The organism is Fibrella aquatica (genome assembly GCF_041321135.1).
Lineage (GTDB): Bacteria > Bacteroidota > Bacteroidia > Cytophagales > Spirosomataceae > Fibrella > Fibrella aquatica.
Genome location: NZ_JBGGWF010000008.1, coordinates 162,512 through 187,487, shown reverse-complemented (window position 1 = coordinate 187,487; position 24,976 = coordinate 162,512). Strand labels below are relative to the sequence as shown.

The following is a 24,976-nucleotide window of genomic DNA, read 5'->3' as shown; positions in this document are numbered from 1 at the left end:
CTATGCAGCTAACCGCTTTGTCTAGTATTGTAGCCACTCTTTCATTCATTCTTTTACTCATTTATAAATCATGCTCCTGACTGAATGTCCGCGCGATGCGATGCAGGGTTTGACGCGATTTATTCCGACGTCCGACAAGATTCGCTACCTCAATACGCTGCTTCGGGTTGGTTTCGATACGCTCGATTTTGGGTCGTTCGTGTCTCCTAGAGCAGTACCGCAGATGGCAGATACGGCCAACGTGCTGGCTGGTCTCGACCTGACTAATACGTCAACCAAATTGCTGGCCATTGTGGCCAATCAGCGGGGTGCCGAGCAGGCCGTTAGCCACGAGGCCATCAGGTACGTTGGTTTTCCCTTGTCTGTGTCCGAAACGTTTCAGCAGCGGAATACCAACAAATCAATTCACGATGCGCTCGTCGATGTGGCAGCCATGCAACGGCTTTGTCAGGAAGCGGATAAAGAACTGGTCGTTTACCTGTCGATGGGTTTCGGCAATCCCTACGGCGATTTATACAGCCCTGAGTTAGTACTCGATTTTACCCACCGGCTTGTTGACCTTGCCATTCGCCATATCGTTCCGTCAGACACGGTTGGCTCAGCCACACCCAAAGCGATTGACACGTTGTTTACGTTACTTTCTGATGCGTTTCCGTTTCAGGCTTTTGGTGCGCACCTGCACGCCTTACCCGGCGAAGCGCCGGCGAAAGTGCGGGCAGCCGTGCAGGCTGGTGTGCGCCGCCTCGACGGAGCTATTGGCGGTTTGGGCGGTTGCCCAATGGCCGCTGATTCACTGACAGGCAATTTACCCACCGAAGCGATTTTGGCAACGCTAGACGAAATGGGCATTAAAACTGGCCTTGATCGGGCCGCCTTTGCGGAAGCAATTGCTATTTCGCGCGAAATCATGTAGGCAGCACCTACATAAACATGGTCTGAATTTCTTCTTTCACTACCCGCAGGGCATCGGCCGTAGGTTGACGATCGCGTTGAATGATGCGCTCAAAAATTTGTTTCGATAGGTTGATGGCTGGGGCATCGGGGTGAATTTCGCCACCGGCCTGATTGATCAGTGTGGTTACGTCGTTCATGGCGTTCTGCACCTGGTCCCAGGCGTTCTGGCTCATATATACCTGTTGCGAGAGGTTATGGTTGTATTCGTCGCGAATGTCTCTGAGCAGCAGTTGTTGCAGTTCAAGCGCCGAATCGGCCGAACCGCCCAGGCGTAACAGTAGATTGTTGGGGCTAATGCGTTCCAAAAACAGCACCATCCGTTCATAGGCCTGTAGCCGAATCGGGATTACATTGGCGCTGTACTGCTGTTTTACTTCGTTTCGATGCCGGTCTGCTTCCCGCTCCAAAAGCAGTTTTACCGTAAGATACATACCGTACAGAACCAGTGCTGCCGGGACAAGAAGTTTGATAAGGTCGCTAAGGACGGCCATTTTTTTGTAGTTTAGTCGTTATTAGTAAACTGGCTGAGTCATTTACTCGCCGATCTGTTAGTTATGCTGCTTGCACCTGTACACATTCGCCCCGAAGCGCGTGCCCAAATTATTGACACGCTTACAACGCAAAAAATTCCGGCTGAGTATGGGCTGCGAGTCGGTGTGAAGGGAGGTGGTTGTGGTTCGTCGTGGCTACTGGGCTTCGATCTGCCCGGCCCCGGCGACGAAGTGTATGCGGTAGACGGCGTGCGGGTGATTATCGACAAAAGGCACTTATTGTACGTCCTGGATGCTACAATTGGGTTTGAGCAGACCGACGAAGGAAGGGGGTTTGTTGTTGATCGGGTTGGCGATTCGAAATAGTGGCACGATTTTAGGACTCTACGCCCAGTAATTAGATACCTGCCTGACTCTCTCTCTCACCGTGGTTTTCATCGAACGACATATATTTTTTCTCTTAGCAATCGTCGCCTTTTTTGCATCGGTTCTATGCTACACGTTTCTGGAAAGTAACGCGCCTGGGGCTACTGATGAACAGTACGTTTCCTCGATTCAGGATCGCGTCAAAGTTGAAACTAAAATAAGCGCCGACGAACTGCAACGGATCGCACAGCACCTGTCAAACGTTCCCGACTACTCGTTCCGGTCGCTCAAGCAGTATACCAAGTACCCTTACTTCATTTATCGGAATAAACGACTGGCATACTGGTCAGACAATCGATTTATACCTGACTATCAACAAGTTGCTCAGGTACGTTATCCCAAATTGCTCGACTTTGATCAAGGGCGATTTATTATTAGTCACAAACGCGTCTTTCGCTCTAAAGATACCCTCGACGTTATTTCGATGGTGATGGTGTACCGGCAATACACCACTACCAATCCATTTCTACAATCGGGCTATGATACGGGCTTGTTTTCGCTGGACCCGCTGGCGCTGAAAACTACTAAAGGGGCGGCTTACCAAAATATATACGATTCTACGCCGGTTTTTCTCTTCTCGGTAATCCCGCCCAAAGTTGACCCCTACCGAAATCGAAGCACACCCGTCAACACAGTTATTCTGGTTATTCTCGGGGTTCTGTTTCTGGGGTTGTACGTAGCCCGTCGTTTGCGGTGGTGCTCGCAGGTACGTCATTATGAAATGGGATTACTTTGGCTTACCGGCTATTTGTTATTGCTCAGGGGAGCTATGCTGTATGCAGGAGTACCCTACCTTTTTATCGAAAATGATCTTTTCAGCGCCAAGTACTATGCTTCATCAGAGTTGGCTCCTTCACTGGGCGACCTGATGCTCAATAGTGTAGCCCTGATGCTGGTGGCTTTTTACATCGTTAATAACTTTTATCGTTCCCGTACCTATTTCTGGCTTATTCACCAATCGATGTGGCTCTTATCGGCTTTATCGGTTGTGCTGGTGGTGCTGAGTTATTCGATATACATAGCCTGTCTTAACCAATTAAACGCGCTCTACGAAAAGTCTCAGTACATGCTCGACCTGGCGCTGAGCATTGAATTTTCACCTCTGAAAATTGCCAGCCTGGTTTTCTTCATTACCCTTTCAATCATCTATTTCCTGGCTCAGCACATTCTGGTTAGCCTGTTCATCCGGTTCAATCAGCGCCTGTTGCCCGGCCTTGGGTTATTTCTGGTTGGCTCGCTGCTCGTTTTTGTCTTCTGCATGCTCGCTGACGATTACCGGCTCGAGCCCTTGTATCTACTCAACAGCGGCTACTTTGTGGCGCTGTACCTGAGTCGATTACCACGTTTTCTGTATACATTCCGGTATAAAACATCGCTCTACTTTTTCCTGGGAAGCTTTATCTGCGCTTTCACGGCATCGAGTGTAGTGTATCGGCAGCAAATTCGGGAAGACCTGCTTACCAAATTAGATGTAGGGAAAAATCTGTTGGCCGAAAACGATGAGTATGGTGAGTTACTCCTTCATAAAGCACAGGGGTTTATCAACAGCGATCCCGACATTCGCCGGGCTTTTATATCCGATACATTACCCTTACGCCGCGAACGGATTCAGAAACGGATCAAAAGCCTTCATCTCGACAAATATTTCGATAAATATGACCCCGAAATTTCGTCCTTCGATGTTGGCGGCACTCCGCTTGATGCTAGTGAGCACCCTGCCTCGTTGAGCAGTTACATTAATAAATTTCAGCGACCAAAGTACAAGACGAAGTATAACAACCTCTTCTTCAATATTGAAGTGGGCAATGAGTACATCAAGCAGTACATCAATTTTATCAACATTTATGATCAGGATAGTAGCGTTATCGGCTACGTAGTGCTTGATCTTAAGCTACGGAAAAGCCTGCCCAATGCGGGGTACACCGAGTTGCTGGTCAATGACAAAATGGTGCAGTCGCCGAAGATGCAACAGTATAGTCATGCGATCTACAAACAAATGCCTGGCCACCTCGTGCCACGCCGAACTCACATGGTGGGTACGTATAACTACGAGCGGAAGATGCCATACACGGCATTAATTAACCCGGCACTGTACAAAACAGGACTCCTTATAGCGGGACAGTTGCACCTTGGTCTTCGTGGCTCTAATGGGCGCATACTAGTTGTTTCGTCGCCCGAGTATCCGTTTACCAATGTATTTGCCAATTTTTCGTTTCTCTACCTGATTCTGGTGCTATCGGTCATTGTGGTGATTGTGCTGTATGCCCTACAGCATGGTTTTTCGCGCTTCAATCTCAATTATTCGACCCGTATTCAGATCTTGCTGAACCTGGCTTTTTTTCTACCGCTGTTGATGGTGGTGGTCATTATTCTTGGCGTAATCAGTGGCAACTATGTCAACAATCAGGAAGCCAATTACATCAGCAACACCAAGAATATTGCGGCAAACATTCAGACTTATCTGGATGAATTTGTACAGAAGAAGCGCAGCAAAGAAGCTTTGGAAGAGGAGTTGGAAACCATTGCCCGCGATGCAGGCATTGACATTAACCTCTTCGATACCAATGGTCTCCTTAAGAGCACAACCCGTAAATTGATGTATGAAAGTGGCCACCTGTCGCCCTACATCAATCCGATGGCCTTCGTGCATATTGCAGAAGACAAAGAAAATCAGGTGTTGGTTAGCGAATCGTTGGGGACCAAACAGTTCAGCACTGCGTATGCCGGCATAAAATCGTTCGATGGTCGATTAATGGGAATTTTGAGCGTTCCCTACTTCGACGCCCGCCCCGAACTTGATCGGCAATTGCTGGAAGTTATTTCGTCGGCATTGAGTGTGTTTACCTCTCTGTTTCTGTTATTTCTGATTTTGTCTTACCTGGCTTCGAGCAGCATTACCAAACCGCTCAGGATCATGACTCAGAAGATCAGGCGTACCAATCTGGATCGACTAAATCAGACGATTGAGTGGAATTCTGACGATGAGATCGGGGTCTTGGTGAAAGAATACAACCGCATGCTGACTAAGCTGGAAGAAAGTAAATTCTCGCTGGCACAAAGCGAGAAGCAATCGGCCTGGCGGGAGATGGCCAAGCAGGTGGCGCACGAAATTAAGAATCCGCTGACGCCCATGAAGCTAACTCTGCAACAGCTTCAACGTACCCTACCCGGCACCAACCCCGTTACTGACCGGGCCGTGAGCCGTACGCTCGATTCACTGCTCGATCAGATTGATAACATCAGCGACATTGCAACTTCATTCTCTGATTTTGCCAATATGCCGATGCCGCAAAACGAACTCGTTGAACTAACCTCGGTTGTGCACAAGGCAGCAGACCTATACGCCGATGACAAACGTGTGTCTATTCGCCGACAGATCGAAGTAGGTCCGGTTTGGATCATGGGTGACCGTCAGTTACTGATGCGAATCATGACCAACCTGATCATAAACGGCATTCAGTCAGTGCCGCCCGATCAGCGCCCCATCATCGATCTTCGGTTGTTTACCACAGATGGGAACGCTAATATCGAGATACACGATAACGGGCAAGGAATTTCAGAATCAATCCGGTCGAAGGTGTTTCTGCCTAACTTCAGCACCAAGCAGGGCGGTACAGGCATTGGTCTGGCTATATCGAAGCGGGGTATTGAACATGCAGGGGGTAGTATCTGGTATGAAACCACTCTCGACGTGGGTACGTCGTTTTTCATCGCTCTGCCGCTATCAACTCCGGCACGCTCGAGCGACAATCTGGTTCAGGCCCTGTCTGGAAAATAGCGGTGATTTATCCGTTGCTCCGGCTGGCGTAATTCATCAGCGGTGAACGCTTCAATTGCTCATCGTCCAATTGAACGTGCTTCCAGTTTTCACCCGATCTAATTCTGTTCAGTTGGGTGTGTGTAATGCCAAACTGCCGGGCAATTGTTTTCAGACGGTTCTTATCATTCCGCAGCAACTTTTTAATCATCTTCACCTTACTCTCGGTGAGTTTGTAATTGCTTGTCCGTTTCGGTAATGGCCGGTTTAGCACATTCGGATTAGTCCGATTGTGTTCAATCATTTCTGCTTGTGTAGCCCAACGCAGGTTCTGCACCCTGTTGTTCAGCTTATCGTGGTCGAGATGGAGAACATAGGTCTGGTCGGGATCACCGGGATTCAGAAAATACTCAGCAACCAGTTTGTGAACATACCGGTTAAACGTTTTTCCTTTCTTACGAATATTAAGCGACCGGTAGCCCTGAATGACCGATCCTTTTATGATAACGCCTTCAGCTCCCGATTGGAAACTGCGTAGACGCCCATAATCTGACACCTGATAAGTAGGCGGGTTTTCCATATCTTTAAACACAATGGACACCCAATGTTCATTCCAGAATGTTGTGGGCAGCTTACTCGTCATGTTAGTACTATTTATGGAACTATGGGTTTATGGCGACTCATGTTGTGGAACTAAAGTTAAACAAACAATTAATAAATAGGTTTTCCGGGTTATGATATATTTAAAGTTATCAATATAGCCACTAAGGAAAATACTTAACTTTTTTAGTCCCGACTAAGGACGCGCATTTCTGTTGTTTTCGACCGGTTTTTATGACCAATTTCAGCGCGTAGATAGTATTCACGAACAACACGTTCGCCCCTATTGTACATAGGAGGTAACCATTGCATGAAGAAGAATATGAAAACCTTAGTGATTGGCGCTACAGAAAATACGACCCGCTATGCTAACAGAGCCGCGCGAAGCTTGCTTAGTTACGGGCACGATGTTGAGTTGATTGGCCTGCGCGCAGGTGACATTCAGGGGCAACCTATTCAAACAGGGTTACCTGAGCTCAGCGACATAGATACGGTGACCATGTATGTGGGCGCCCGCAATCAGGCTGGGTACGTTGAGTATTTAAAATCGCTGAAGCCCAGACGAGTTATTTTCAATCCCGGCGCAGAAAACCCAGAATTGGCCAGCCAGCTGAAGCAGGAAGGAATAGAACCAATTGAGGCATGCACGCTAGTGATGCTATCAATCGGCAATTATTAGCGAAAGCCGGCAGATTTTGGTAATGCTGAATCTGCCGACTTTCTTTTAGTCTACCACCGAATCAGGGCAGAGGCCCAGGTAAACCCGCTACCAAATGCTGCCAGGCAAACCAGATTGCCCGATTGAATACGGCCTTCATTGAAGGCTTCTGTCAGGGCAATGGGAATTGACGCGGCGGTTGTATTACCATATTTGTGAATGTTGTTATAGACTTTCTCTTCCGGCAAATCCATCTGTTGACGAACATACTCGGAGATTCGAATATTGGCCTGATGCGGCACCAGCAAATCCAGATCTGCTGCTGTGCATCCGTTCACTTCAAGGGCTTCGTTTATCACTTCCATGAAACGCACAACGGCGTGCTTGTACACCGCGTTGCCATTCATGGCCACGTTATAATCACCAGCGGCCAGGGTTTGTTCGGTAAGCCAACGCCCGTCTCGGCTGCTGCCGGGGTCTTTCACCATCAGGTCTTCAGCATACCGGCCATCGGCGTGCAGGTGCGTGCTTAAGATCCGGTGTTCGGGATCACTGGTTGCCTGCACAACAGCGGCACCGGCACCGTCGCCAAAGATCACGGCTACGTTTCGTCCCTCCGTCGATTTGTTAAGTAGTGATGACTGAATCTCTGACCCTACTACCAGCACGGTCTTGTACATACCGCCTTTAATAAACTGATCGGCAATAGACAGCGCATAAACGAACCCCGAGCATTGCTGTCTAATATCTATAACTGCGATACCCTCCAGACCCAACTCACGCTGCATCAGAAAGGCCGATCCCGGAAAATAATAGTCAGGCGTAATGGTAGCGTATACAATAAGGTCGACTTGGGCAGGGCTAACGCCAGCCTGATCGAGCGCCATTCGACAAGCGGCAGTACCCATGCTGGCATTGGTGTCTTTGCCGTAGGTGAAATACCGACGCTGTTTGATGCCTGTCCGTTCCTGAATCCAAGTATCGGAAGTTTCCATGTACTGTTTCAAATCGTCGTTAGTGACAATATTGTCGGGTACATAGAAACCCAATCCAGTAATTTTCGAGTACGTTGATGTCATGAGGAGAAAATAGTCTAAGGTTCAATGTCCAAAGTCTAAAGTCGCTTCGCCAAGTTTAAGAATTGTTGCTGGCGAAGCAACTTTAGACATTGAACTCTGGACTTTGGACTTCCATTAAGCCGTCTTCAGTGTAATGCTGTACTCTTCCATAATCAGGTTGGCAAGCAGTTGACGACAAGCGGCATCAACGGTTTCGCGAGCCTGCTCTTCGGTGTCGGCTTGTACTTCCAGACGAATGTGTTTACCAATCCGCACATTGTCGATGGTATCCATGTTCAGGTTGTGCAGGCCCAGTTTCACGGCTTTGCCCTGGGGATCCAGAATTTCCTTCTGGGGCATGATGTCAATTTCGGCGAGATACGTCATACAGGTATTGAGCAAATAAGTGAAGAAGTGACCGGGTAAAGGAGCGACTCAGCCTCGTGTAAGCTGAGCGGCGTCAGTTACGCTTTCACGTTTTCGCTTTTGCGCTCTTTTGTTAAAATGGAAAGAAGAATATACAACAGAATTATAAGCGGAATGGCGGCAAACTGAAGCAGGGTAAGCAACAGAATAGAAGCGATCAGAAAACTGTACTTGATCCTGTTTTGCTGCCAACCATAGTTTTTGAATTTAAACGCCATCAATGGCAGTTCCGACACCATCAGGAGCGACATAACCACGATATAAAACGCAATAAAACCGACCGACAGGAAAAAGTCGGCCAATGGTTTACTTACCACACCGCCCGAGGCGGCCATTAGTGGCAACGAGGCAACCACAAGGGCATTGGCGGGTATGGGTACCCCCAAAAACTGGTCAGACTGACGGGTATCAATGTTGAAGCGGGCCAAACGCAGGGCACCGCAGATGGCAATGGCAAAGGCGGAGTATGATTCGAGCTGTAAATCACCGTCGGATCTGAGCAACGATAGCAGAATGAATGATGGCAGAACACCAAACGTGACCACATCGGCCAACGAATCGAGTTCTTTGCCAAATGGCCCCGAAACGCCCACCATACGGGCCACCAACCCATCGCCAAAGTCAAGTATGCCGGCCAGAATAATGAGCCACGACGCTGTAATGAGATCCCCTTCCATAGCCATCAGAATACCGATACAGCCGCAGAGCAGGTTGCCACAGGTCATGGCATTGGGAAGGTGTTTGAGCATAAAGCATACGTTAAGAATGCGGTTTCGTTGACTGATATCAACCACATGCCAACTCGTTAATTCTTACTTTCTTTCGTGTATGGATTAAACCGTTTTTCCTGCCCTATTGTGGTAGAATCCATGTGACCGGCGTACACCACATAGTCGTCGGGAAGCGTGTAGAACTTACTCCGAATGCTTTCCAGCAAAACAGCGTGATTTCCAAAAGGTAAATCTGTGCGGCCAACGCTATTCTGAAACAACACATCGCCACCAATAACGTACCTGTCGGCGTGGTTTATAAAGGCTACATGACCGGGGGCGTGGCCCGGTGTTTCAATGACCGACAATACCACACTGCCAAAACGGATGGTGTCGCCTTCGACCAGATTATGATCGCGTTCGGCGTGTTCGTAGCCGCGTAGCCCATACAATTGACACCGGGTAGGTACGTCGTTCAGAATTGGCAAATCCTGTTCATTAAGGTACATCTCAACACCATACTTACGCTTTATGTACGCAGCGCCAAACACGTGATCGAGGTGGGCATGGGTCAGTAGCAAGTAACGAACCGTCAGTTTTTGATCGGCAATAAAGGCGGCCAACTGTTCTTTTTCAGCCTGGTCGTAACAACCCGGATCAATAACAACAGCCTCACGCGTTTTATCGTCGGCGATAACGTACGTGTTTTCCTGAAACGGAGAGAATACGAATGACTTTACCATAATGAGAGCGCAAAAGTACAAAATTGCCCGCTATCATGAATGAACAGAACGAGGGGACCCACCGAAAGTGTAAGCCCGACAAGGTTCACTGTGGCACGAGTTCGCCCACTGGCGCAGCTATAGGTACGTCGAGCCGCACGTAAGTGCCTTTTATGTTCATAACGGTGAGTTCGGCATCCAACTGATCGCTTAGGCTTCGGATAAGTTGCTTGCCAAATGAACCCTTCGGCGAATTCCAGTCTGCCAGGTCTACACCAGGGCCATTATCGGCAATCTGTAGCAGGAGCCTGTTTTCCTGAATTTCCAGTGTTACGCTCAGAAAGGGTCTGGATACCTGCTTGAATGCATATTTGAAAGCATTCGTCAGCACTTCGTTGATGATCAGACCCAGAGGAACAGCCACGTCGGCCTCTACGGCATCGGCTTGCAGCGACAGATTCAGATCGAGCGAACTAGCTGTTTGCCCATACGTTTTCATCAGCGACTGCACCAGATTGCTAATATACTCCCGCAGATCGATGGCCGTTATTTCGTTAGCCTGATACAGGCGTTGATGAATCAGCGCCATGGCGTTGATTCGTTGTTGCCCTTCCCGAAAGGCCTGTTTCGTGTGCTTATCTTCGGTACGGTTGGCTTGTAGCTCCAGCAGACCCGACACAATAGCCAGGTTATTTTTGGCCCGATGATGCAACTCTTTCATCAGCAACTGTAGCTGCTGTTTTTGCCGCACAATTCGTTTACTTCCCTCCCGCAGCCTTTTTGATTGATACAAACTCAACCCCAGCAAAAGCGATAATACCACGGCACCACCGCCCAAACCAGCTAACTGCCAGGTACGTTGCTCACTTTTCACTTGCAGTTCCTGGATTTGGGCTTCTTTTTTCTCGGCCTCGTACTTTGCTTCCAGCTCCTGCATTTGCCGTTCTTTATCTTTAGTAAACAGCGTATCTTGCTGTGCTTTCGATAGTTTGAACGCCTCAAATGCTAACTGAATATTTCCCTGGGCTTCGTATAATTCCGACAGGGCCTGATGTACGTCAGACTGAATGGCTACCCGGTCGGCCGTTTGATTGGCCATGGCAATTGCTTTTTTAGCGTAGGCAATGCCTTCGTCGTAGCGCTTAAGCCCCAACAGGGCGCGGGGCATATTGGCATACACCATTGCAAGGCCAAAATTGTCTTTCTGCCGGGCAAAGTAATCAGCACAGGCTTCATATTGCTCAATGGCAGTGGCATACTGCTTCATGTTTTTGCGCGTAATTGCCGTATTCAGCAGCGACACAAAATAGGTGTCTTCATCGCCTGCAGCCCGCGAACGTAACGCCGCCGTATCGGCATAGGCCAGTGATTTCTCCTGGTTCTTCAGTTTTCCTTCCAGAATAGACAAGCTGTTGTAAATACTAGCCACCAGACGTTGCTCTTTCGTGCCCAGAAGCCGTTGGTCACGGGCATAATGCAAAGCGTCCATCAAGGATTTACGAGCCGGCCCAAAGTCCTTGTTATCGGTTTGAACCTGACCAATGCGAAGCTTAGTGAGCAACACGAAATACCGGATCGATGCTGAACCACGTTTTTTTTCGGCTACTAACTCAGCATAGCTACGTTCGGCCTGCTGAAATAACGCCATCGCTTCGGGCCAGTGCCCGGCTACCCATTCCAGTTCGCCCCGTTGCTGAATGACATGGGTGACTAACAGGGGATACCCTGTCTCCTTTGCTTCAGCTTCGGCTCTTTCCAGGTACGTTAGTGCCTCTCGGTAACTACCCGTACGTCCGTAAATTATATCCAGCCCCAGCTTGGTCCACTGCATAACCCGGGTAGAATCATGGGTAATGGCAACCACACGTAGCGAATCCTGATGCGTTGTTTGAGCCTGAAGCGCCGCCGTTATGAACAGCAAACCAACTACCAGTAAAAGTCGAAGAAACATGAGTAGTGAAGGAAAGAGCAAAATCGACTCAAAATAGCAAAAAAATGGTAGGCTTTTTATGTAGATCAGGTAGACTTGATTTCCACTGCTGCACGGTCCTGGTCCGAATCAGGGCGTCGGAGGCCGTAATGTTGGCAGCAATGCACAGTCGGGTATCCGGCAATGCTGTTGCGAGTAAATCAGTAAGCAACGCATTGTTTCGGTACGGGGTTTCCATAAATATCTGCGTTTGTTGCCGCTTACGGGCCTCTGTTTCCAGTTGCTTCAAGGTCCGGCTCCGTTCGGCCCGATCAATGGGCAGGTACCCATGAAAAACGAACGACTGCCCGCTCATCCCCGATGCCATCAAGGCCAACAGAATAGACGAGGGACCAACCAGCGGTTCGACCCGAAAGCCCAACTCATGCGCCAACCGTACCGCTACCGCGCCGGGATCAGCCACACCGGGGCAACCCGCTTCCGAAAGCACTCCGGCATCGCGATTCTGAGTCAGCAGGCTGGTCAGTTGCTGTTTGGTGTCGGCCTCGGGCGTATCTTTATGAAGGTCGAAAAAAGTGGTTTCGTCGATAACTCGCCCTGTGCGTAAGCCGCTGATGAACCGGCGGGCGGTGCGCAGTTCTTCCACAAAAAAACAATCGAGGCGAGCGATGGCTTCGGCGATGGGTGGAGTTAGCACCTGCGAGGCTGTATCGGGAGCCAGCGGCGTTGGAATCAGATAAAGTGTCGGCATACGTTTTCACAAAGTTTGTTAAAGCTTTTGGCTTTACTGTTGACCTGATGGAAGTTTGTCGTTTAAACCTGTAGACAACCGCTTGCTTCGGCCGGTCTGTTTACCGGATCATATTGGATTACTACCCATCTCAAACACGTAATGAATCTAGTCATTGACTGGGGAAATACACGCATTAAAGCGGGCTGGTTCAAGGGTGATACACTGGTTGAAACCGCCCGGTATACCTCGGCTGCCGACTTGCGTGAGGCCGTTCAGCGAACACCACCCAGGTACGTTATTGCCTCGTCGACCAGCCGACCAGCTACCGAATTACGGCAACTACTCGATACCTTCGATGGGGGCGCTAACTGGCTTATAATGAACCCTGATTTACCTATTCCTATCCAAAACGAGTACGGAACGCCACACACCCTAGGCGCCGACCGGCTGGCGGCGGCGGTGGGCGCATCAGGACTATTTCCAAATCAGGATTGCCTGATTTTTGATCTGGGCACCTGCATCACCGCCGATTTTGTCTCGGCCGACGGAGCGTTTCGGGGCGGGTTGATTTCGCCCGGTTTACGGATGCGCTTACAAGCGATGCACCAGTTCACCGCGCGCCTCCCTCTGATTGATGATCTACCAGATGCCGATCACTGGCCTCCCCTCACGGCGCGCAGTACGCAGGAGGCGATGTTGAGCGGTGCGCTGAACGGAATGGCGCTGGAACTGGCCGGCATCATTGCCGATTATACCAACCATCACCCCAAAGTTCGGGTCATCGTTTGCGGAGGCGACGGTCCATTGTTCATAAACCACCTGAAACCGGGTATATTTGCAGTACCGGAGTTGGTATTGCAGGGCCTGAACCGCATTCTGTTGACTCATATGCAACCGTAATGCCGCCTTTATTACTCATCTGACCAAAACCAACCGGCATCTGACCAGTTTTTTTGTGAAAAAGTTAATTCTTCTGGCCACTGGCCTCAGCCTGCTGGCTACCTATACTGTACAGGCACAGGGCCTCGGCAACTCGCCTTATTCGGCCCTGGGCATCGGCGAAGTACTACCCGCCACCAACGTGGCCAACATTGGCATGGGTGGAGTCGGCGTGAGCTACGCCAGTCCATTTTATCTCAACAGCCAAAACCCGGCGTTGCTGGCTCGCCGCAGCCGCTTCACGATTTTTGAGATTGGCTTATTGGGGCAGCAAAAAACGCTCAGCCAATTAGTACAGAATCAACCAGTTACGCAGCGAGATTTTGGCGGAAACCTAAATTATCTGGCGCTGGCATTTCCGTTGTCGTCGCGCTGGAACACGTCCATTAGCCTTCGCCCCTACAGCTACGTTGATTATCAGACCCGTACATTCGGTCGTATTGAGGGTACCATCTACGAAACTCAGTTTGATTACAGTGGTAAAGGAGCCCTCAACCGGGCATCGATCAGCAATGGCGTTCGGTTAGGCAAGAATATTTACCTGGGGGCCGATGCCTCGTTCGTTTTTGGAAACGTAGCCACAAGTTCTAACTCGCAGGTATTGATCAACTCCACCACCGATATTACGGTGTCGCGGCTAAACCGGATCAACTACAACGACATTATCTGGAATCTGGGCGCTGCCTGGCGGCCTTCTCTCGGCAAAGATTATGTGCTGAACATCGGCGCTACGTTTGCTCCGAAATCGAATTTGAGTGGTAGCGAAACCGATGTGTATCAGCAATTACTGGCCGGACGTGAAGTATCGGGCAGCGATACCCTCCGATCTAATTCGGCCGGTCAGGTTCCGCTTCCACAGCACGTGCAGTTTGGTATTACGCTCGAGAAAAATAACCAGTTGGCTATTGGTGTTGAGGCCGGTATGCAGTCATGGAGTAAGTTCAGAACCATCACCGATCAGCCCGGCAACCTTCGCGACGGTATTCATACGGCCGTTGGCGTTGAGTATACGCCTAAACCGAACTCGACCCGTTACCGTGATTTAATCACGTACCGGGCTGGCTTTCAGTACAACAAAATGCCGTATCAGGTAGATGGTGTGCAGTTGACCGATGTCAATGGTAGCCTGGGCTTCTCCATTCCGGTAGGTGCTTACTTTGTCAACCACATCAATGTAGCGGTAGTGGGTGGTCAGCGCGGGGCACTGACTGGTGCGCAGGTACGTGAAAAATATTTCAAGGTCGCTTTTGGTTTCTCGCTAAACGACTGGTGGTTCCGCAAAACAGTAATCGACTAGTACCGTGTCTATGTTTGGTGGTCATCTTGCTATTTCCCACTTGTCGATGTCTACTTCTTTTCCAACCAAAACGCATGCCGGTCGTTTAAAGGCCGGTACACTTTGGGTGCTTTTCGGCACCTTACTTCTCCTGTCTTCCTGCGAAGAAGAGAAAAAACCGGTGAAGGCGGTAGCATATAAAGGGCCGATTGAAGAAATCAATAATGTAAAGCTACTCTACAGCGAGTCGGCACAAATGCGGGTAAAGCTGACTACTGCCCGTCAGCTACGGTATATTAACGATGACCGAAAATACCCTAAAGAAGTCCTAATCGACTTCTACGATGCGTCTGGTTCACAGATTGTTACCACCCTGCGTTCAGACTCCGGCCGGTACGATAAAGCTAAAGACCTATATACAGTGATGGGGCACGTGGTAGTAGTGAACAAAGCAAAGCAGGAAAAGCTACGTACCAATCTGCTGAACTGGAATCCGAATACCCGCAAAGTGTTTACGGATCAGAAAGTGATTGTGACTAGTCAGCTCACCGGCGAAAAACTGTACGGCATTGGCCTTGATGCCAACCAGGATTTCTCGCGTTATTCTGTTCGTCGCGTAACGGGGGTGTTCAATCTCGAAGGAGGCATATAAGTTAACCAAGTACCATTGGTAACTGGCCCTACTGAGCGCACTTCGTCAGTATAGCTTCGGCCTGTTTGCCAGTAACCAAGCGTTTATCCCCTCCCCACTGACTGTAGATGTAGGTCGTTATTTCGGCTACTTCAAGAGCGCTCAACTGCAACTGAGGCGGCATCACCCGATTATACGTCTTTCCGTTCACCACAATCGGCCCTTTCTGACCATACCGGATCGAGCATATCACCGCGTTCTTATTGGCCTTCATATAATCTGAATTGACCAGGGGCGGATATAAATTGGCAAGACCTGTTCCATCTGCCTGATGACAGTTAGCGCAGTTCTTCCGATAAAGAAAAATCCCCTCCGTAATGTATTTCTGCCGCTTTGTTTCCTCATCACTTTGGCAGGCAGTAAAGGGCAGTGTGAGAAGAAGGCTAGCCAGACAGCAAAAAAAAACTGACTTTTTTACGGATATGAACATAAGTAATAGTCTGTAAAGCAGACCTGGTTATCAATTTTTCTCACTCAGCAGTTTATCCATATCGGCCATCAGCTTATCAACGCCAACCTCGGTTGTTCCGTCATAAATACCCCGAATATGGCGGTCTTTATCGACCAGAATGAACGCGCCGCTGTGCACCACGCCACCGGGGGCCGTTGAATCTTCCTGCGCCGTCACCATGTAGCTGTTCTGACCAATATCATAAATCTTGTCGCGGTCACCAGTTACGAATAACCAGTTTTTACCAGTCACCCCCAATTCCTGTGCGAACTCTTTCAGCACGGGTACAGAGTCGTGTTCGGGATCAATCGTGTGCGAGAGCAACAACACGTCCGGATTTGCTTTAAAGCGTTCGTACACGCGTTTAAGCTCCGTTTTCATCTTTGGGCAGATGGTTGGGCAAGAGGTGAAGAAGAAGTCAGCTACGTAGATTTTACCATTCAGTGTGGCCGCCGTAACCGTATCGCCATACTGACTGACGAACTTAAAATCGGGGATGGTATGGTAAACCGAATCAGTGACGGTTTTACCATCCACTTGTTTAGTTACGGTCGATCGTTCGCCTAATATCGGTAATCGATCGGGTTTTGAGCAGCCGGTTATCCCTAAGAACAGGGCTACAATCGGACTGATCACCAGCAAACTAGCAATCGACTTACTGCTTAAGGTACGTCTGTGCCTGCTCGATGCTTTGGTTAATTTTTGCTTTTGCATTGTTGATCAATTGCTTCTGTTCAGCCAGGTAACGAAGTGCATCGGCCTCAGGCAGTTTTTTCAGCGTATCGCCCTTGTAGTTGCCCATCCAGTCCATCATCAGGCTATCAGCTTCTGTGAGTCGGCGAACCAATTGACGTACCTGCGCTTTTTGCTCATCAATCCGAACCGTTTCGGTTGGTGTGCCCTGCATACTATCTAAAGCGGTCAGTTTACCGTTGAGTTCCTTCTTCAGCTTCATGACATCATCAATACTCGGCATTACTTCATCATGCACGGCAAAGACATCTTTTTCGGCCTTCTCAACGGTTGTCCCCGCTTCGGTCATGGCCATATCATGCCCTTCATGACCTGTTTTCTCTTTAGTACCACAGGCCGTTAAAACGACGGCAAGACCGAGAGCAATTCCTATCTTTCTCATTGATTGTTAAACAGTTGCATTTTGTTCCAGAATCTCGCGGGCACTACTGATCGCATTCGGCGACGGCGATTTACCACCGATCATCTGTGCAATTTCCTGCACGCGTTCCTCAAAGGTAAGCTTACGCACCCGGCTAACCGTTTTGGCTGCCGAGTGATCTTTATACACAAAATAATGGGCCATCCCCTGCGCCGCGATCTGAGGTAAATGGGTAATTGAAATAAGCTGATGCGTGTGGGCCATATCCCGCATCATATGGCCCATCTTAATCGCGATTTCACCCGATACCCCGGTATCTATTTCGTCGAATATAATGGTTGGCAACGAGCGCTTACTGGCCAGAATGTATTTAATAGACATCATCAACCGCGAAAATTCACCACCGGAGGCCACGTTTTTCAACTGCTGCGGCTTAACCCCTTTATTCGCACTGAACAAAAATGAAACCGTATCGATCCCCGTCGGCGTTGGTCGACCTTTTTCGGCATGGATCTGTAGCGAAGCGTTCGGCATACCCAGATCGTTCAGAAGTCCTTTTATTTCTTTCTCTATCAGCTTCAACACGGCCAACCGCGCCTTTGATAGCGCTTCGGCACTGCTGTTCATCTTTTTCTGAGCAGCGTCGGCTCTGACTTTGGCTTTCTCAATTTCTTCATCCAGATTCAGCACTTTACTCACCTTCTGCTCCAGTTCGTTCCGCAACTCGATCAGCGTTGCTACGTTCTTAGCCTGGTGTTTGGTCTGCAACTGGTAAAGCAGATTTAGTCGCTCCCGAACGGTTTCGGTGCGGGTATCGTCCATCTCCACACCCTCCTGTTCGGTAGCAATTTCATCGGCCAGATCCCGCAGTTCAATCAGCGCGCTTTGAGCGCGTTCCTGCAACGGACGGTACTGATCGGCTACTTTACTCACCTGATTCAGGCAACCAACCGCGCTTTTCAGCAACGCCACCACCGATTGTTCCGGGTTATCCAGGTATTCGGAAGCCAGCAGTAGGCGTTCTTTGATTTCACCCGCATTTTCGAGCACATTCAACTCCTGCTCCAGCGTCTCCTGTTCGTCGGCTTGCAGGTTCGCCTTGGCCAGTTCTTCGTACAAAAAATTATTGTAATCGAACTCGCGACGCATGGCCCCGGCTTCGTTCATCAAATGATCATAAATCGTCTGCCGCTCCCGGTATACCTGATAGTCGGCCCGGTAGGTACGTAGTCGATCATCGTCCTGAGCATACGTATCGACAATTTGTAGCTGGTATTCGTTAGACCCCAACAACACCGAGTCATGCTGCGAGTGAATATCCATGAGTTGGCTGGTAACCCGCCGCATGGTTTCGAGGTTAACGGGTGTGTCGTTTACAAAGGCCCGCGATTTACCGGCGGGGCTTATTTCGCGCCTGACTATGCAGGTAGGTGCGAAGTCCAGCTCCTCTTCCTCAAAAATGGTCTCAATTACGTACCCCGACACATCAAACGACCCTTCAATGATGCACTTCACCGATGGGTCATACAATACGCGTGTATCGGCCCGGTTGCCCAGCAACAGGCCAATAGCCCCTAACATGATGGATTTCCCCGCTCCGGTTTCGCCCGTAATAATGTTCAGGGCATGATCGGGGGTCATTTCCAGTTGATCGATAAGCGCGTAATTCTTAATTAGTAAGTGCGATAGCATACGAACAAGAAACAGTCTGCCGGGAAGAAAGATTTAGTTTAATTGGCTATATGTAGCAGTTGACAATAGCAGTGAGCAGCCGGATACCAATCAAGCACCACGATGAGCGGAACCTGCCTGATGCCACTGCGAACTACGTATTCAGTTTAACAGCCGTCGGTAATTCTCTGTTTTTCCCGGGTCTAAAAAAGAGAGTAGGTCGAAGGCCCGTTTACGTTCATCGCGGGTACCTTCGGCCATGATATTCAACAATTCGTCGGACTTGGCGTCGAAAAACGAGTTAAGCAGCACAGCTCCGGGCTTTTGCAAGGTAATCTGCCGAATACTGGTCAGCAAATCCATCGTGTATTTTCGAGCCTGCACCGGATTGGAAGCAAAGGCATCGAGGCCCAACCGATGGTACGTGTAAAAGCCTTCCCGAAAAGGAATAACCTGCTGATTTTGAAGATTCTCAATCAACCAATACCGGTTTCTCCGGCTGTTATCCTGCGCCGACCAGGCACCATTATCCGATACCGCCTGCGCCACGTTGACGATTTGAAACGCCCGCTGAACGTACACATTGCCGCCCTGCCGGGAGAACGAGTCATAATCGACCGCCAGAATAACATTGGCATAAAAAGCCAGCGCATGCGTCAGATCATCAGAATACTGATTTTCGCGATAGAAGAAGGGCTGCGTCGGTAACCAGCTAAAATCAAAGTTTCGGTCAATAAAGCTAAGCGTCGTTGTCTGATAGCTTGTACCATACACTGGCCGGGTTACGCTCAGTTGAGCGTTGCCTCTGAAGACACCAATGGCTGTTGACTGAATCAGGTTGATGGTCAGCGAGCAGTTGATCTTTTCAGCCGGTGCAAACTGATCTGTCGACCAGCGCCGGGTGTTCATAAACTCCGAGATTACGCCTTTCAACTGATTAAAATAAGCCAGATCAGTCTTCTGAGCTGCCGCCAGCTGTTCGGTATTCAGCGTGACGGTACAATTTAGTTCTTGCGCTTGAAGACCTTCAGCCAGAGAAACTAATAAACTGATTAAAAGCACTATACGTATCATGATCGGGCGAATTTCCTATACTTTTTGTGCAATGATAGCCAGCAGGTCGGCAGCTACTTCGTCTTTGGTTTTCAGTCCAAATTCGGTCACTACTTCCTGCCTATCCATAACGGTAATTTTGTTGGTGTCGTGCCCAAATCCGGCTCCGGTATCACGCAGTGAGTTTAACACAATCCAGTCAAGATTTTTCCGGTGCAGCTTACCGAGGGCGTTTTCCCGCTCATTGGTCGTCTCCAGCGCAAAGCCCATCATGAGCTGATCAGCCCGCTTCTGAGCTCCCAAAGTAGCGGCAATATCCACGGTTTTGGTGAGTTCAACGCTGAAGTTTGGGTCTTTCTTTTTTATTTTTTCTGAGGCCGGATGAGCCGGTGTGTAATCGGCTACGGCCGCATTCAAAATAGTAACGTCTGCCGTTGGAAAAGCTAGTGCCGCCGCCTCATACATGGCCTGAGCCGAGCGTACATCTATTCGTTTTATGGAGGAATCAGGCGTGGACAGGTGCGTTGGTCCACAAATCAGCGTAACGTCAGCACCGGCCAGGGCAAAGGCACGCGCAATAGCGAAACCCATTTTACCCGTCGAATGATTGCTAATATACCGCACCGGATCAATAGCCTCCTGGGTAGGGCCAGCCGTAATCAGCACGGTTTTACCAATCAGTGTTTGCTGCCTGCTGAAGTGCCGTTCCAGCGTTTGCACAATGGTTTCGGGCTCGGCCAAACGCCCCTCTCCTACCAAACCACTCGCCAGTTCACCATGCTCAGCATCGATGATATGGTTTCCGAACCGTCTCAACCGATCCAGGTTTTCCTGCGTCGCCGGATGTCGGTACATATCCAGATCCATAGCCGGGGCAACAAACACCGGACACTTTGCCGATAGGTACGTTGCCGACAGCAAATCGTCGCAGAGAGCCGTGGCGCAACGGGCCAGCGTACGGGCTGAGGCGGGAGCAATAACCAGCGCATCGGCCCACAGGCCCAACTCAACATGGTTATTCCAGACCCCATTAGCATCGGCCACAAACGTAGACAGGGCCGGTCGTTTAGAAAGCGTTGCCAGCGTTAGTGGCGTAATGAACGCCTTCGCCGATTCGGTCATGATCACCTGCACCTCAGCACCAGCTTTCACCAATAGCCGAACCAGCAAGGCCGATTTATAGGCAGCAATGCTGCCCGATACACCCAGTATAATTCGTTTACCAGTAAGGGGCTTCATAGACAGCAAAAATCCCACGTAAAGTGCAAAGATCAACTGAGTTTCTACAAACTCCGTGCCTCTGTACCTTCACGTGGGACCGTATATTGGTTCGTTAACCTACTTCTCTTCGCTTTCTTCCGGATAGCGGAAATATACTTTACCGGCCAGAAACTCGTCGGTTGCCAGCGTGGTAGGCTTAGGCATGCGCTCGTAGAATTTTGAGATTTCGATCTGCTCCCGGTTTTCGAACACCTCTTCGAGGTTATCTACTGCCGACACAAACTCCGACAGTTTGTTGCTCAGTTCTTCTTTGTTTTTGGTCGAAATCTGCCGCGCGCGTTTCGAGATAATCGAAACCGACTCATACAGATTACCGGTCATTGCCGCAATTTTATCGGTGTCGCGGGTGATAATCGAAGGATTAGATGCCATAGTTTTATCAGTTTACCGATGTCACCTTCGCCGGGGCGTTGGGGTTCGGCTGGAGTTGCTTTTTAAGGTCTTCGCGGGCTTTCTCTTCTTTGGCTATTCGGTCCAGCTCTTTCGTGCTGTTCTCCACCATTTTCTCGGCCTGCTTCAAATATTTGCTATTGGGGTATTTTTCCTGAAACGACTTGTAAAACGCCACCGCTTCCTGAAAACGTTCCTTTTGCTTCTCAGCAATCGAATTGGTAGCCAGGTTATACTCGGCGTCTACTTTCAGGTACGCCAATTCTTCGTTGAATTCTGAATCGGGGAACTCGCGCTGAAAGTTATTGATCGCTACCACCGATGATTTGTAATTAGCGATGCTAAATCCACTCACCTTGTAGTACTGCTTTGCGCGTTCATACGCCTTTCTTTCTAACCGACGGCGCAGATCTAAGATCAGTTCGCTACAGTCTTTTACGTGTTCACTATCAGGATTGCTGTTCACGAAATCCTGCAGTGCCGACATCGCCGTGATGGTATTCGACTGATCGAGGTTGAAACCAGGCGTTGATTTATACAGGGACAACGCGTACATATACATCGACTCGGGTGCCGACTCGCTGCGGGCAAATGTTTCGTAGAAACGCCGGAACAATTGAGCCGCGGGTTCGTACAACCCCTGATTATACTGCGTGTAGGCGTAGTTGAACTGCGAAATCTCCTGTTCAGAGCTACCCTTCAGTTTCGGGATAATCTCTTCAAAAAGCAGACCGGCACGATACCAATCCTTTTTCTCGTAGTATTTCAATGCCGCTTTGTACTTCTGGTCATCTGTGCCACTTTTCTGTAATTTAGAAAAATCGCTACAGGCCGATAGGCTCAGCATTACTACTCCAATCAATAAGGCAAAAAAACAACGGTTTTGCATAAGGTCGCAAATATACAAAAATAATGGCTACACCCTTTAAACGTGGATGTAGCCAATCTGGTGCACTGCTTAACATATGTTAAGAGTACTTTATGATATCGAGTGGTTATTGATGCTTTACGAGCAGTTTCTTGGTGGCCACTTTTACGCCCTCTACCGAGAGTTGGTAAAAATAATAACCTGTTGGCAGGTCTCGGGTTTGCAATTTCACCTTACGATCGTTGCGGTCTAGGGTATATTCAGCAACAGGAGCGCCCAAAATGCTTAGCAGTGTAATGGAGGCATTACCAACGTTGCTGTTCATGACGTAATCAATCTCGGCTACGTCGTGAGCCGGATTCGGGTAAATGTTCGAGACGGTCAGGCGATCACTGCTGTACATCCGTTCATCGGCCCGGCTCGCCTCCTCGATAGAACGCTCGGTGCCAGCACCGTTGCTGTTTCCTTCTGCTATACCACCCGAACGCGTTGCCGTTGCTTTTGTGTTTGCTGTTGGCGCCGAAATCAGTAAAGACCGGTAATAATCACGCATGGCCAGGTTTTTACCCTGAGACAGCAGATTATCCATCGTTGACATGGGGCGCGAAAGCGGTAGTAAAACCCGTTGTGGCTTAACAGCAGTTGCCGTTGTTGCGGGCTGGGCAGCTTTTCGGCCAAGCTCGAGCCGACTCCGCCCGGGCACCTGCGCCTGAGCCGAAGTGGCCCATAACAGACCAAGTAAACACCCATATATACGTAAATATTTCTCCATTCCTGAAAATCAATGCTTTGACTCTATCTAACACAAACGTAAGGTAGTAAAAAGACAAAGTCAACGTGGTAAAATGTAAAAAATTGTAATTCTAACTGCGATTTACTTCTTCTGACCCGTTTTGCCAGTCAATGGTTTAAAATTAGCGTCAAATTTAATGCCGCTTTTATCCAATGGTGTATTTGCCCCTTTTAGTAAAAGTTGTTGCTGCATAGCTGACGCGGCCGTGTTTGCTCCGGTCACAGTTGATCGCTGTGCATTTGCCGAATTAACCGTTGTGGATTGGGCACCCAATACTTGCTCTTTCGTTGGTTTTTCGCCAACACGCCAACGAAAGCCATCCAATTTTTTCTTGTCGTCGGTTATTAATTTAGGCGGAGTCAGCACACCGTCGGGGCTTCCGTAGAAACGAATTGTACCCACCCGGCCCTTATTGAAATCGATCGTCATTTTGCTGCAATCAACGCGGTTCATTCCCGTGAAAACATTCTTGTCATCTACTACGTAATAAATGCTCTGACCGTTGCCCTCAACCACAACTCTGTTTAGTTCGGTCTTATCTTCTACCCTAAACGCACCCGCCACAGCCGTTGCTGAACGAGGCGGCGGAACCACTTTTTGCGTGGTAGCACGGGCCGTTTTGGAGCGGGGAACAGCCTTTGCCACCGGTTTAGGACGGATCGTGTCCAGCACATTCCTGAACGAAGCCGTAATAGAGCGCCCTTTTATCTGGTTAAAATACTGAAGCGAATCCTGTGAAATGACAAATGATCGGCTCCGCAAAAGCATCGTGTTGATTCGATTATTTTTCAGTTTTGCCGTCAACGTATCGGCCTCCATTTGATAAGCCTGACTCCAGACAATTGGTTTTTTATAGAAAAAAATGGTGGAATCAGACACGGCATACACCAGCGAATCACAGCGACTTTGAAGATCAGATTTGTAGACCAATACATTCTTCTGCCCCACCAGTTTACGTGGTTTTTTCACGGCACTACCACTCGGCGTATCGTATGAGAAAAGGGTATCGGCGCGTATGTACAGTGTGTCGTTGCTCACCACCGAACGAACCACCGCGTTGCCCGTTACGCGCGAAATACCGGCCTTACCATTATAGCGAGCATGATCGCCCGTGATAATGGTATTGTTTTCTTTACCAACCAGCACCACATTTCCGTGGGCAACGCCCAACTCTGTTTGGTTATCGAAGTTCAGCGTATCGCCGGTGAGCGTATATTTTTCGGTGTAGGCCGTGGCGCGTTTTCTGAAATTAGAAATGCGCGTAACCGTATTATACGTACCCTCGCGGGCCACCAATGTTCCGTCTTTGTTCACGATCCTGGTAGGGCCCTGAAAGGTGGCAATCTTGGTAGCGCTGTTATACAGGAGCGAATCGGCCGTGATGGTGGTTTTGGGGTTGACCAGCCGCACATTCCTGATAAACGTAAACTGCTTGAAACGCGTGTCGTAGTACCCTTCGTCGCTCGTCAGTACATTATCTTTATCAACGATACGCCCTTTGTTGGGGTAGTGAGCAATCCCGTTGGCCATATCATAATCAAGGCGCGATGTGGTCAGGGTCATTTTGCTATCGCGAAGTGATACCCGGTTCAACAACGTCGACGAACGGGTGTTGCCGTAGTAGTACATCGTGTCGCCTTTCACCGTGATGGTATCGCCCTGCAAAATCCGTACGTTTCCGTAAGCTTCCACCACGTTGGCACTCGCGTTCTGAATGGCCAGATCGCAGAACATGAGCGCTCCTTTATGTTTCAACCGCACGTTGCCAATCAATCGCCGCGTGGCACTACCCGGTGCCTGACTCACTTCCAGACTATCCGCATTCAGAATCTGAACCTGCTCAGTGCCGCCTGCTGCCGACGTACCCGGCGCTGCCGGACGGCCCTGTTGCGCTCTTGCCAATATACTCAGCAGGAATAGTATGGCAAGGCAACCGAAAAAAACGGCTACGGGCCGTGAAAGGCTATATTTTTGTGTACTCAAG

General features: G+C 49.4%; 25 protein-coding genes. 7 read left to right on the top strand and 18 right to left on the bottom strand.

The features are described from left to right. The first annotated feature begins 70 nt into the window (after positions 1–70). Positions 71–913, top strand: a complete 843-nt coding sequence (locus ACAW87_RS18270; RefSeq protein ID WP_370725080.1) for a hydroxymethylglutaryl-CoA lyase — start codon at positions 71–73, stop codon at positions 911–913. A gap of 7 nt (positions 914–920) precedes the next feature. Here ACAW87_RS18270 and ACAW87_RS18265 read toward each other — a convergent pair whose 3' ends face one another. After that, positions 921–1,445, bottom strand: coding sequence for a DUF7935 family protein (locus ACAW87_RS18265; protein ID WP_370725079.1), 525 nt, complete (start codon positions 1,443–1,445; stop codon positions 921–923). A gap of 63 nt (positions 1,446–1,508) precedes the next feature. Between ACAW87_RS18265 and ACAW87_RS18260 the strand changes: the two genes are divergently transcribed. Beyond that, positions 1,509–1,811, top strand: coding sequence for a HesB/IscA family protein (locus ACAW87_RS18260; protein ID WP_370725078.1), 303 nt, complete (start codon positions 1,509–1,511; stop codon positions 1,809–1,811). 61 nt (positions 1,812–1,872) lie between these two features. Next, the gene (locus ACAW87_RS18255) at positions 1,873–5,649 is read left to right on the top strand and encodes an ATP-binding protein (RefSeq protein WP_370725077.1); all 3,777 of its coding nucleotides are present in this window, start codon (positions 1,873–1,875) and stop codon (positions 5,647–5,649) included. Between the two features lie 7 nt (positions 5,650–5,656). Here ACAW87_RS18255 and ACAW87_RS18250 read toward each other — a convergent pair whose 3' ends face one another. Beyond that, on the bottom strand, positions 5,657–6,271 hold the full coding sequence (locus ACAW87_RS18250; RefSeq protein ID WP_370725076.1) for an HNH endonuclease: 615 nt from the start codon (positions 6,269–6,271) through the stop codon (positions 5,657–5,659). A 267-nt stretch (positions 6,272–6,538) separates the two neighbouring features. On the opposite strand from ACAW87_RS18250, the gene ACAW87_RS18245 reads away from it, so the two are divergent. Then, on the top strand, positions 6,539–6,907 hold the full coding sequence (locus tag ACAW87_RS18245) for a CoA-binding protein (protein ID WP_370725075.1): 369 nt from the start codon (positions 6,539–6,541) through the stop codon (positions 6,905–6,907). 50 nt (positions 6,908–6,957) lie between these two features. Here the strand turns inward: ACAW87_RS18245 and ACAW87_RS18240 are convergent, their stop codons facing one another. The 6 genes from ACAW87_RS18240 to ACAW87_RS18215 all read right to left on the bottom strand — a co-directional run bounded on the left by ACAW87_RS18240 (position 6,958) and on the right by ACAW87_RS18215 (position 12,483). Beyond that, positions 6,958–7,965 (bottom strand): 3-oxoacyl-ACP synthase III family protein, encoded by a 1,008-nt coding sequence (locus ACAW87_RS18240; protein WP_370725074.1) that lies wholly within the window; start codon positions 7,963–7,965, stop codon positions 6,958–6,960. 114 nt (positions 7,966–8,079) lie between these two features. Next, positions 8,080–8,331, bottom strand: coding sequence for a phosphoribosylformylglycinamidine synthase subunit PurS (gene purS, locus ACAW87_RS18235; RefSeq protein WP_370725073.1), 252 nt, complete (start codon positions 8,329–8,331; stop codon positions 8,080–8,082). Between the two features lie 77 nt (positions 8,332–8,408). Continuing rightward, complete coding sequence (pssA, locus tag ACAW87_RS18230) at positions 8,409–9,119, bottom strand: CDP-diacylglycerol--serine O-phosphatidyltransferase (protein ID WP_370725072.1); 711 nt, start codon at positions 9,117–9,119, stop codon at positions 8,409–8,411. Positions 9,120–9,175: 56 nt separating this feature from the next. Beyond that, positions 9,176–9,823, bottom strand: a complete 648-nt coding sequence (locus tag ACAW87_RS18225; RefSeq protein WP_370725071.1) for an MBL fold metallo-hydrolase — start codon at positions 9,821–9,823, stop codon at positions 9,176–9,178. Between the two features lie 85 nt (positions 9,824–9,908). After that, entirely contained in the window at positions 9,909–11,753 is a 1,845-nt protein-coding gene (locus tag ACAW87_RS18220; protein ID WP_370725070.1) for a sensor histidine kinase, read from the bottom strand. 28 nt (positions 11,754–11,781) lie between these two features. Next, on the bottom strand, positions 11,782–12,483 hold the full coding sequence (locus ACAW87_RS18215) for an SAM-dependent methyltransferase (RefSeq protein WP_370725069.1): 702 nt from the start codon (positions 12,481–12,483) through the stop codon (positions 11,782–11,784). Between the two features lie 141 nt (positions 12,484–12,624). Between ACAW87_RS18215 and ACAW87_RS18210 the strand changes: the two genes are divergently transcribed. Genes ACAW87_RS18210 through lptC form a run of 3 tightly spaced genes read left to right on the top strand, consistent with a single transcriptional unit; the run spans position 12,625 to position 15,332 of the window. Then, positions 12,625–13,365: a type III pantothenate kinase gene (locus ACAW87_RS18210; protein WP_370725068.1), complete on the top strand. Its 741-nt coding sequence runs from the start codon at positions 12,625–12,627 to the stop codon at positions 13,363–13,365. Positions 13,366–13,420: 55 nt separating this feature from the next. After that, complete coding sequence (gene bamG / locus ACAW87_RS18205; protein WP_370725067.1) at positions 13,421–14,701, top strand: BamG family beta-barrel-assembly machinery protein; 1,281 nt, start codon at positions 13,421–13,423, stop codon at positions 14,699–14,701. 46 nt (positions 14,702–14,747) lie between these two features. Continuing rightward, positions 14,748–15,332, top strand: coding sequence for an LPS export ABC transporter periplasmic protein LptC (gene lptC, locus ACAW87_RS18200; RefSeq protein WP_370725066.1), 585 nt, complete (start codon positions 14,748–14,750; stop codon positions 15,330–15,332). A 28-nt stretch (positions 15,333–15,360) separates the two neighbouring features. On the opposite strand, the gene ACAW87_RS18195 is transcribed toward lptC, so the two are convergent. The 10 genes from ACAW87_RS18195 to ACAW87_RS18150 all read right to left on the bottom strand — a co-directional run bounded on the left by ACAW87_RS18195 (position 15,361) and on the right by ACAW87_RS18150 (position 24,975). Continuing rightward, entirely contained in the window at positions 15,361–15,801 is a 441-nt protein-coding gene (locus tag ACAW87_RS18195; RefSeq protein WP_370725065.1) for a c-type cytochrome, read from the bottom strand. A 30-nt stretch (positions 15,802–15,831) separates the two neighbouring features. After that, positions 15,832–16,536: an SCO family protein gene (locus ACAW87_RS18190; protein ID WP_370725064.1), complete on the bottom strand. Its 705-nt coding sequence runs from the start codon at positions 16,534–16,536 to the stop codon at positions 15,832–15,834. Further along, the gene (locus ACAW87_RS18185) at positions 16,478–16,957 is read right to left on the bottom strand and encodes a viral A-type inclusion protein (protein WP_370725063.1); all 480 of its coding nucleotides are present in this window, start codon (positions 16,955–16,957) and stop codon (positions 16,478–16,480) included. The genes ACAW87_RS18190 and ACAW87_RS18185 overlap by 59 nt, the downstream gene beginning before the upstream one ends. Before the next feature lie 6 nt (positions 16,958–16,963). Next, a complete protein-coding gene (gene recN, locus ACAW87_RS18180) occupies positions 16,964–18,628 on the bottom strand; it encodes a DNA repair protein RecN (protein ID WP_370725062.1) in 1,665 nt (554 codons plus the stop codon). A 141-nt stretch (positions 18,629–18,769) separates the two neighbouring features. Further along, positions 18,770–19,681 (bottom strand): type IX secretion system protein PorD, encoded by a 912-nt coding sequence (gene porD, locus ACAW87_RS18175; protein ID WP_370725061.1) that lies wholly within the window; start codon positions 19,679–19,681, stop codon positions 18,770–18,772. A gap of 15 nt (positions 19,682–19,696) precedes the next feature. After that, complete coding sequence (coaBC, locus tag ACAW87_RS18170; protein WP_370725060.1) at positions 19,697–20,899, bottom strand: bifunctional phosphopantothenoylcysteine decarboxylase/phosphopantothenate--cysteine ligase CoaBC; 1,203 nt, start codon at positions 20,897–20,899, stop codon at positions 19,697–19,699. A 99-nt stretch (positions 20,900–20,998) separates the two neighbouring features. Then, positions 20,999–21,313: a DNA-directed RNA polymerase subunit omega gene (locus ACAW87_RS18165; protein ID WP_370725059.1), complete on the bottom strand. Its 315-nt coding sequence runs from the start codon at positions 21,311–21,313 to the stop codon at positions 20,999–21,001. A 7-nt stretch (positions 21,314–21,320) separates the two neighbouring features. After that, positions 21,321–22,220: an outer membrane protein assembly factor BamD gene (locus ACAW87_RS18160; protein WP_370725058.1), complete on the bottom strand. Its 900-nt coding sequence runs from the start codon at positions 22,218–22,220 to the stop codon at positions 21,321–21,323. Between the two features lie 106 nt (positions 22,221–22,326). Further along, positions 22,327–22,971 (bottom strand): T9SS type A sorting domain-containing protein, encoded by a 645-nt coding sequence (locus tag ACAW87_RS18155; protein ID WP_370725057.1) that lies wholly within the window; start codon positions 22,969–22,971, stop codon positions 22,327–22,329. A gap of 102 nt (positions 22,972–23,073) precedes the next feature. Continuing rightward, a complete protein-coding gene (locus ACAW87_RS18150; RefSeq protein WP_370725056.1) occupies positions 23,074–24,975 on the bottom strand; it encodes an OstA-like protein in 1,902 nt (633 codons plus the stop codon). Position 24,976 lies beyond the last annotated feature (1 nt).

Excerpts from the sequence above, each read along its gene's own strand:
- ACAW87_RS18270 (WP_370725080.1), top strand. The coding sequence starts at position 71 with ATGCTCCTGACTGAATGTCCGCGCGATGCGATGCAGGGTTTGACGCGA.
- ACAW87_RS18265 (WP_370725079.1), bottom strand. The coding sequence starts at position 1,445 with ATGGCCGTCCTTAGCGACCTTATCAAACTTCTTGTCCCGGCAGCACTG.
- ACAW87_RS18260 (WP_370725078.1), top strand. The coding sequence starts at position 1,509 with ATGCTGCTTGCACCTGTACACATTCGCCCCGAAGCGCGTGCCCAAATT.
- ACAW87_RS18250 (WP_370725076.1), bottom strand. The coding sequence starts at position 6,271 with ATGACGAGTAAGCTGCCCACAACATTCTGGAATGAACATTGGGTGTCC.
- ACAW87_RS18245 (WP_370725075.1), top strand. The coding sequence starts at position 6,539 with ATGAAGAAGAATATGAAAACCTTAGTGATTGGCGCTACAGAAAATACG.
- ACAW87_RS18240 (WP_370725074.1), bottom strand. The coding sequence starts at position 7,965 with ATGACATCAACGTACTCGAAAATTACTGGATTGGGTTTCTATGTACCC.
- purS (WP_370725073.1), bottom strand. The coding sequence starts at position 8,331 with ATGACGTATCTCGCCGAAATTGACATCATGCCCCAGAAGGAAATTCTG.
- pssA (WP_370725072.1), bottom strand. The coding sequence starts at position 9,119 with ATGCTCAAACACCTTCCCAATGCCATGACCTGTGGCAACCTGCTCTGC.
- ACAW87_RS18225 (WP_370725071.1), bottom strand. The coding sequence starts at position 9,823 with ATGGTAAAGTCATTCGTATTCTCTCCGTTTCAGGAAAACACGTACGTT.
- ACAW87_RS18220 (WP_370725070.1), bottom strand. The coding sequence starts at position 11,753 with ATGTTTCTTCGACTTTTACTGGTAGTTGGTTTGCTGTTCATAACGGCG.
- ACAW87_RS18215 (WP_370725069.1), bottom strand. The coding sequence starts at position 12,483 with ATGCCGACACTTTATCTGATTCCAACGCCGCTGGCTCCCGATACAGCC.
- ACAW87_RS18210 (WP_370725068.1), top strand. The coding sequence starts at position 12,625 with ATGAATCTAGTCATTGACTGGGGAAATACACGCATTAAAGCGGGCTGG.
- lptC (WP_370725066.1), top strand. The coding sequence starts at position 14,748 with ATGTCTACTTCTTTTCCAACCAAAACGCATGCCGGTCGTTTAAAGGCC.
- ACAW87_RS18195 (WP_370725065.1), bottom strand. The coding sequence starts at position 15,801 with ATGTTCATATCCGTAAAAAAGTCAGTTTTTTTTTGCTGTCTGGCTAGC.
- ACAW87_RS18190 (WP_370725064.1), bottom strand. The coding sequence starts at position 16,536 with ATGCAAAAGCAAAAATTAACCAAAGCATCGAGCAGGCACAGACGTACC.
- ACAW87_RS18185 (WP_370725063.1), bottom strand. The coding sequence starts at position 16,957 with ATGAGAAAGATAGGAATTGCTCTCGGTCTTGCCGTCGTTTTAACGGCC.
- recN (WP_370725062.1), bottom strand. The coding sequence starts at position 18,628 with ATGCTATCGCACTTACTAATTAAGAATTACGCGCTTATCGATCAACTG.
- porD (WP_370725061.1), bottom strand. The coding sequence starts at position 19,681 with ATGATACGTATAGTGCTTTTAATCAGTTTATTAGTTTCTCTGGCTGAA.
- coaBC (WP_370725060.1), bottom strand. The coding sequence starts at position 20,899 with ATGAAGCCCCTTACTGGTAAACGAATTATACTGGGTGTATCGGGCAGC.
- ACAW87_RS18165 (WP_370725059.1), bottom strand. The coding sequence starts at position 21,313 with ATGGCATCTAATCCTTCGATTATCACCCGCGACACCGATAAAATTGCG.
- ACAW87_RS18160 (WP_370725058.1), bottom strand. The coding sequence starts at position 22,220 with ATGCAAAACCGTTGTTTTTTTGCCTTATTGATTGGAGTAGTAATGCTG.
- ACAW87_RS18155 (WP_370725057.1), bottom strand. The coding sequence starts at position 22,971 with ATGGAGAAATATTTACGTATATATGGGTGTTTACTTGGTCTGTTATGG.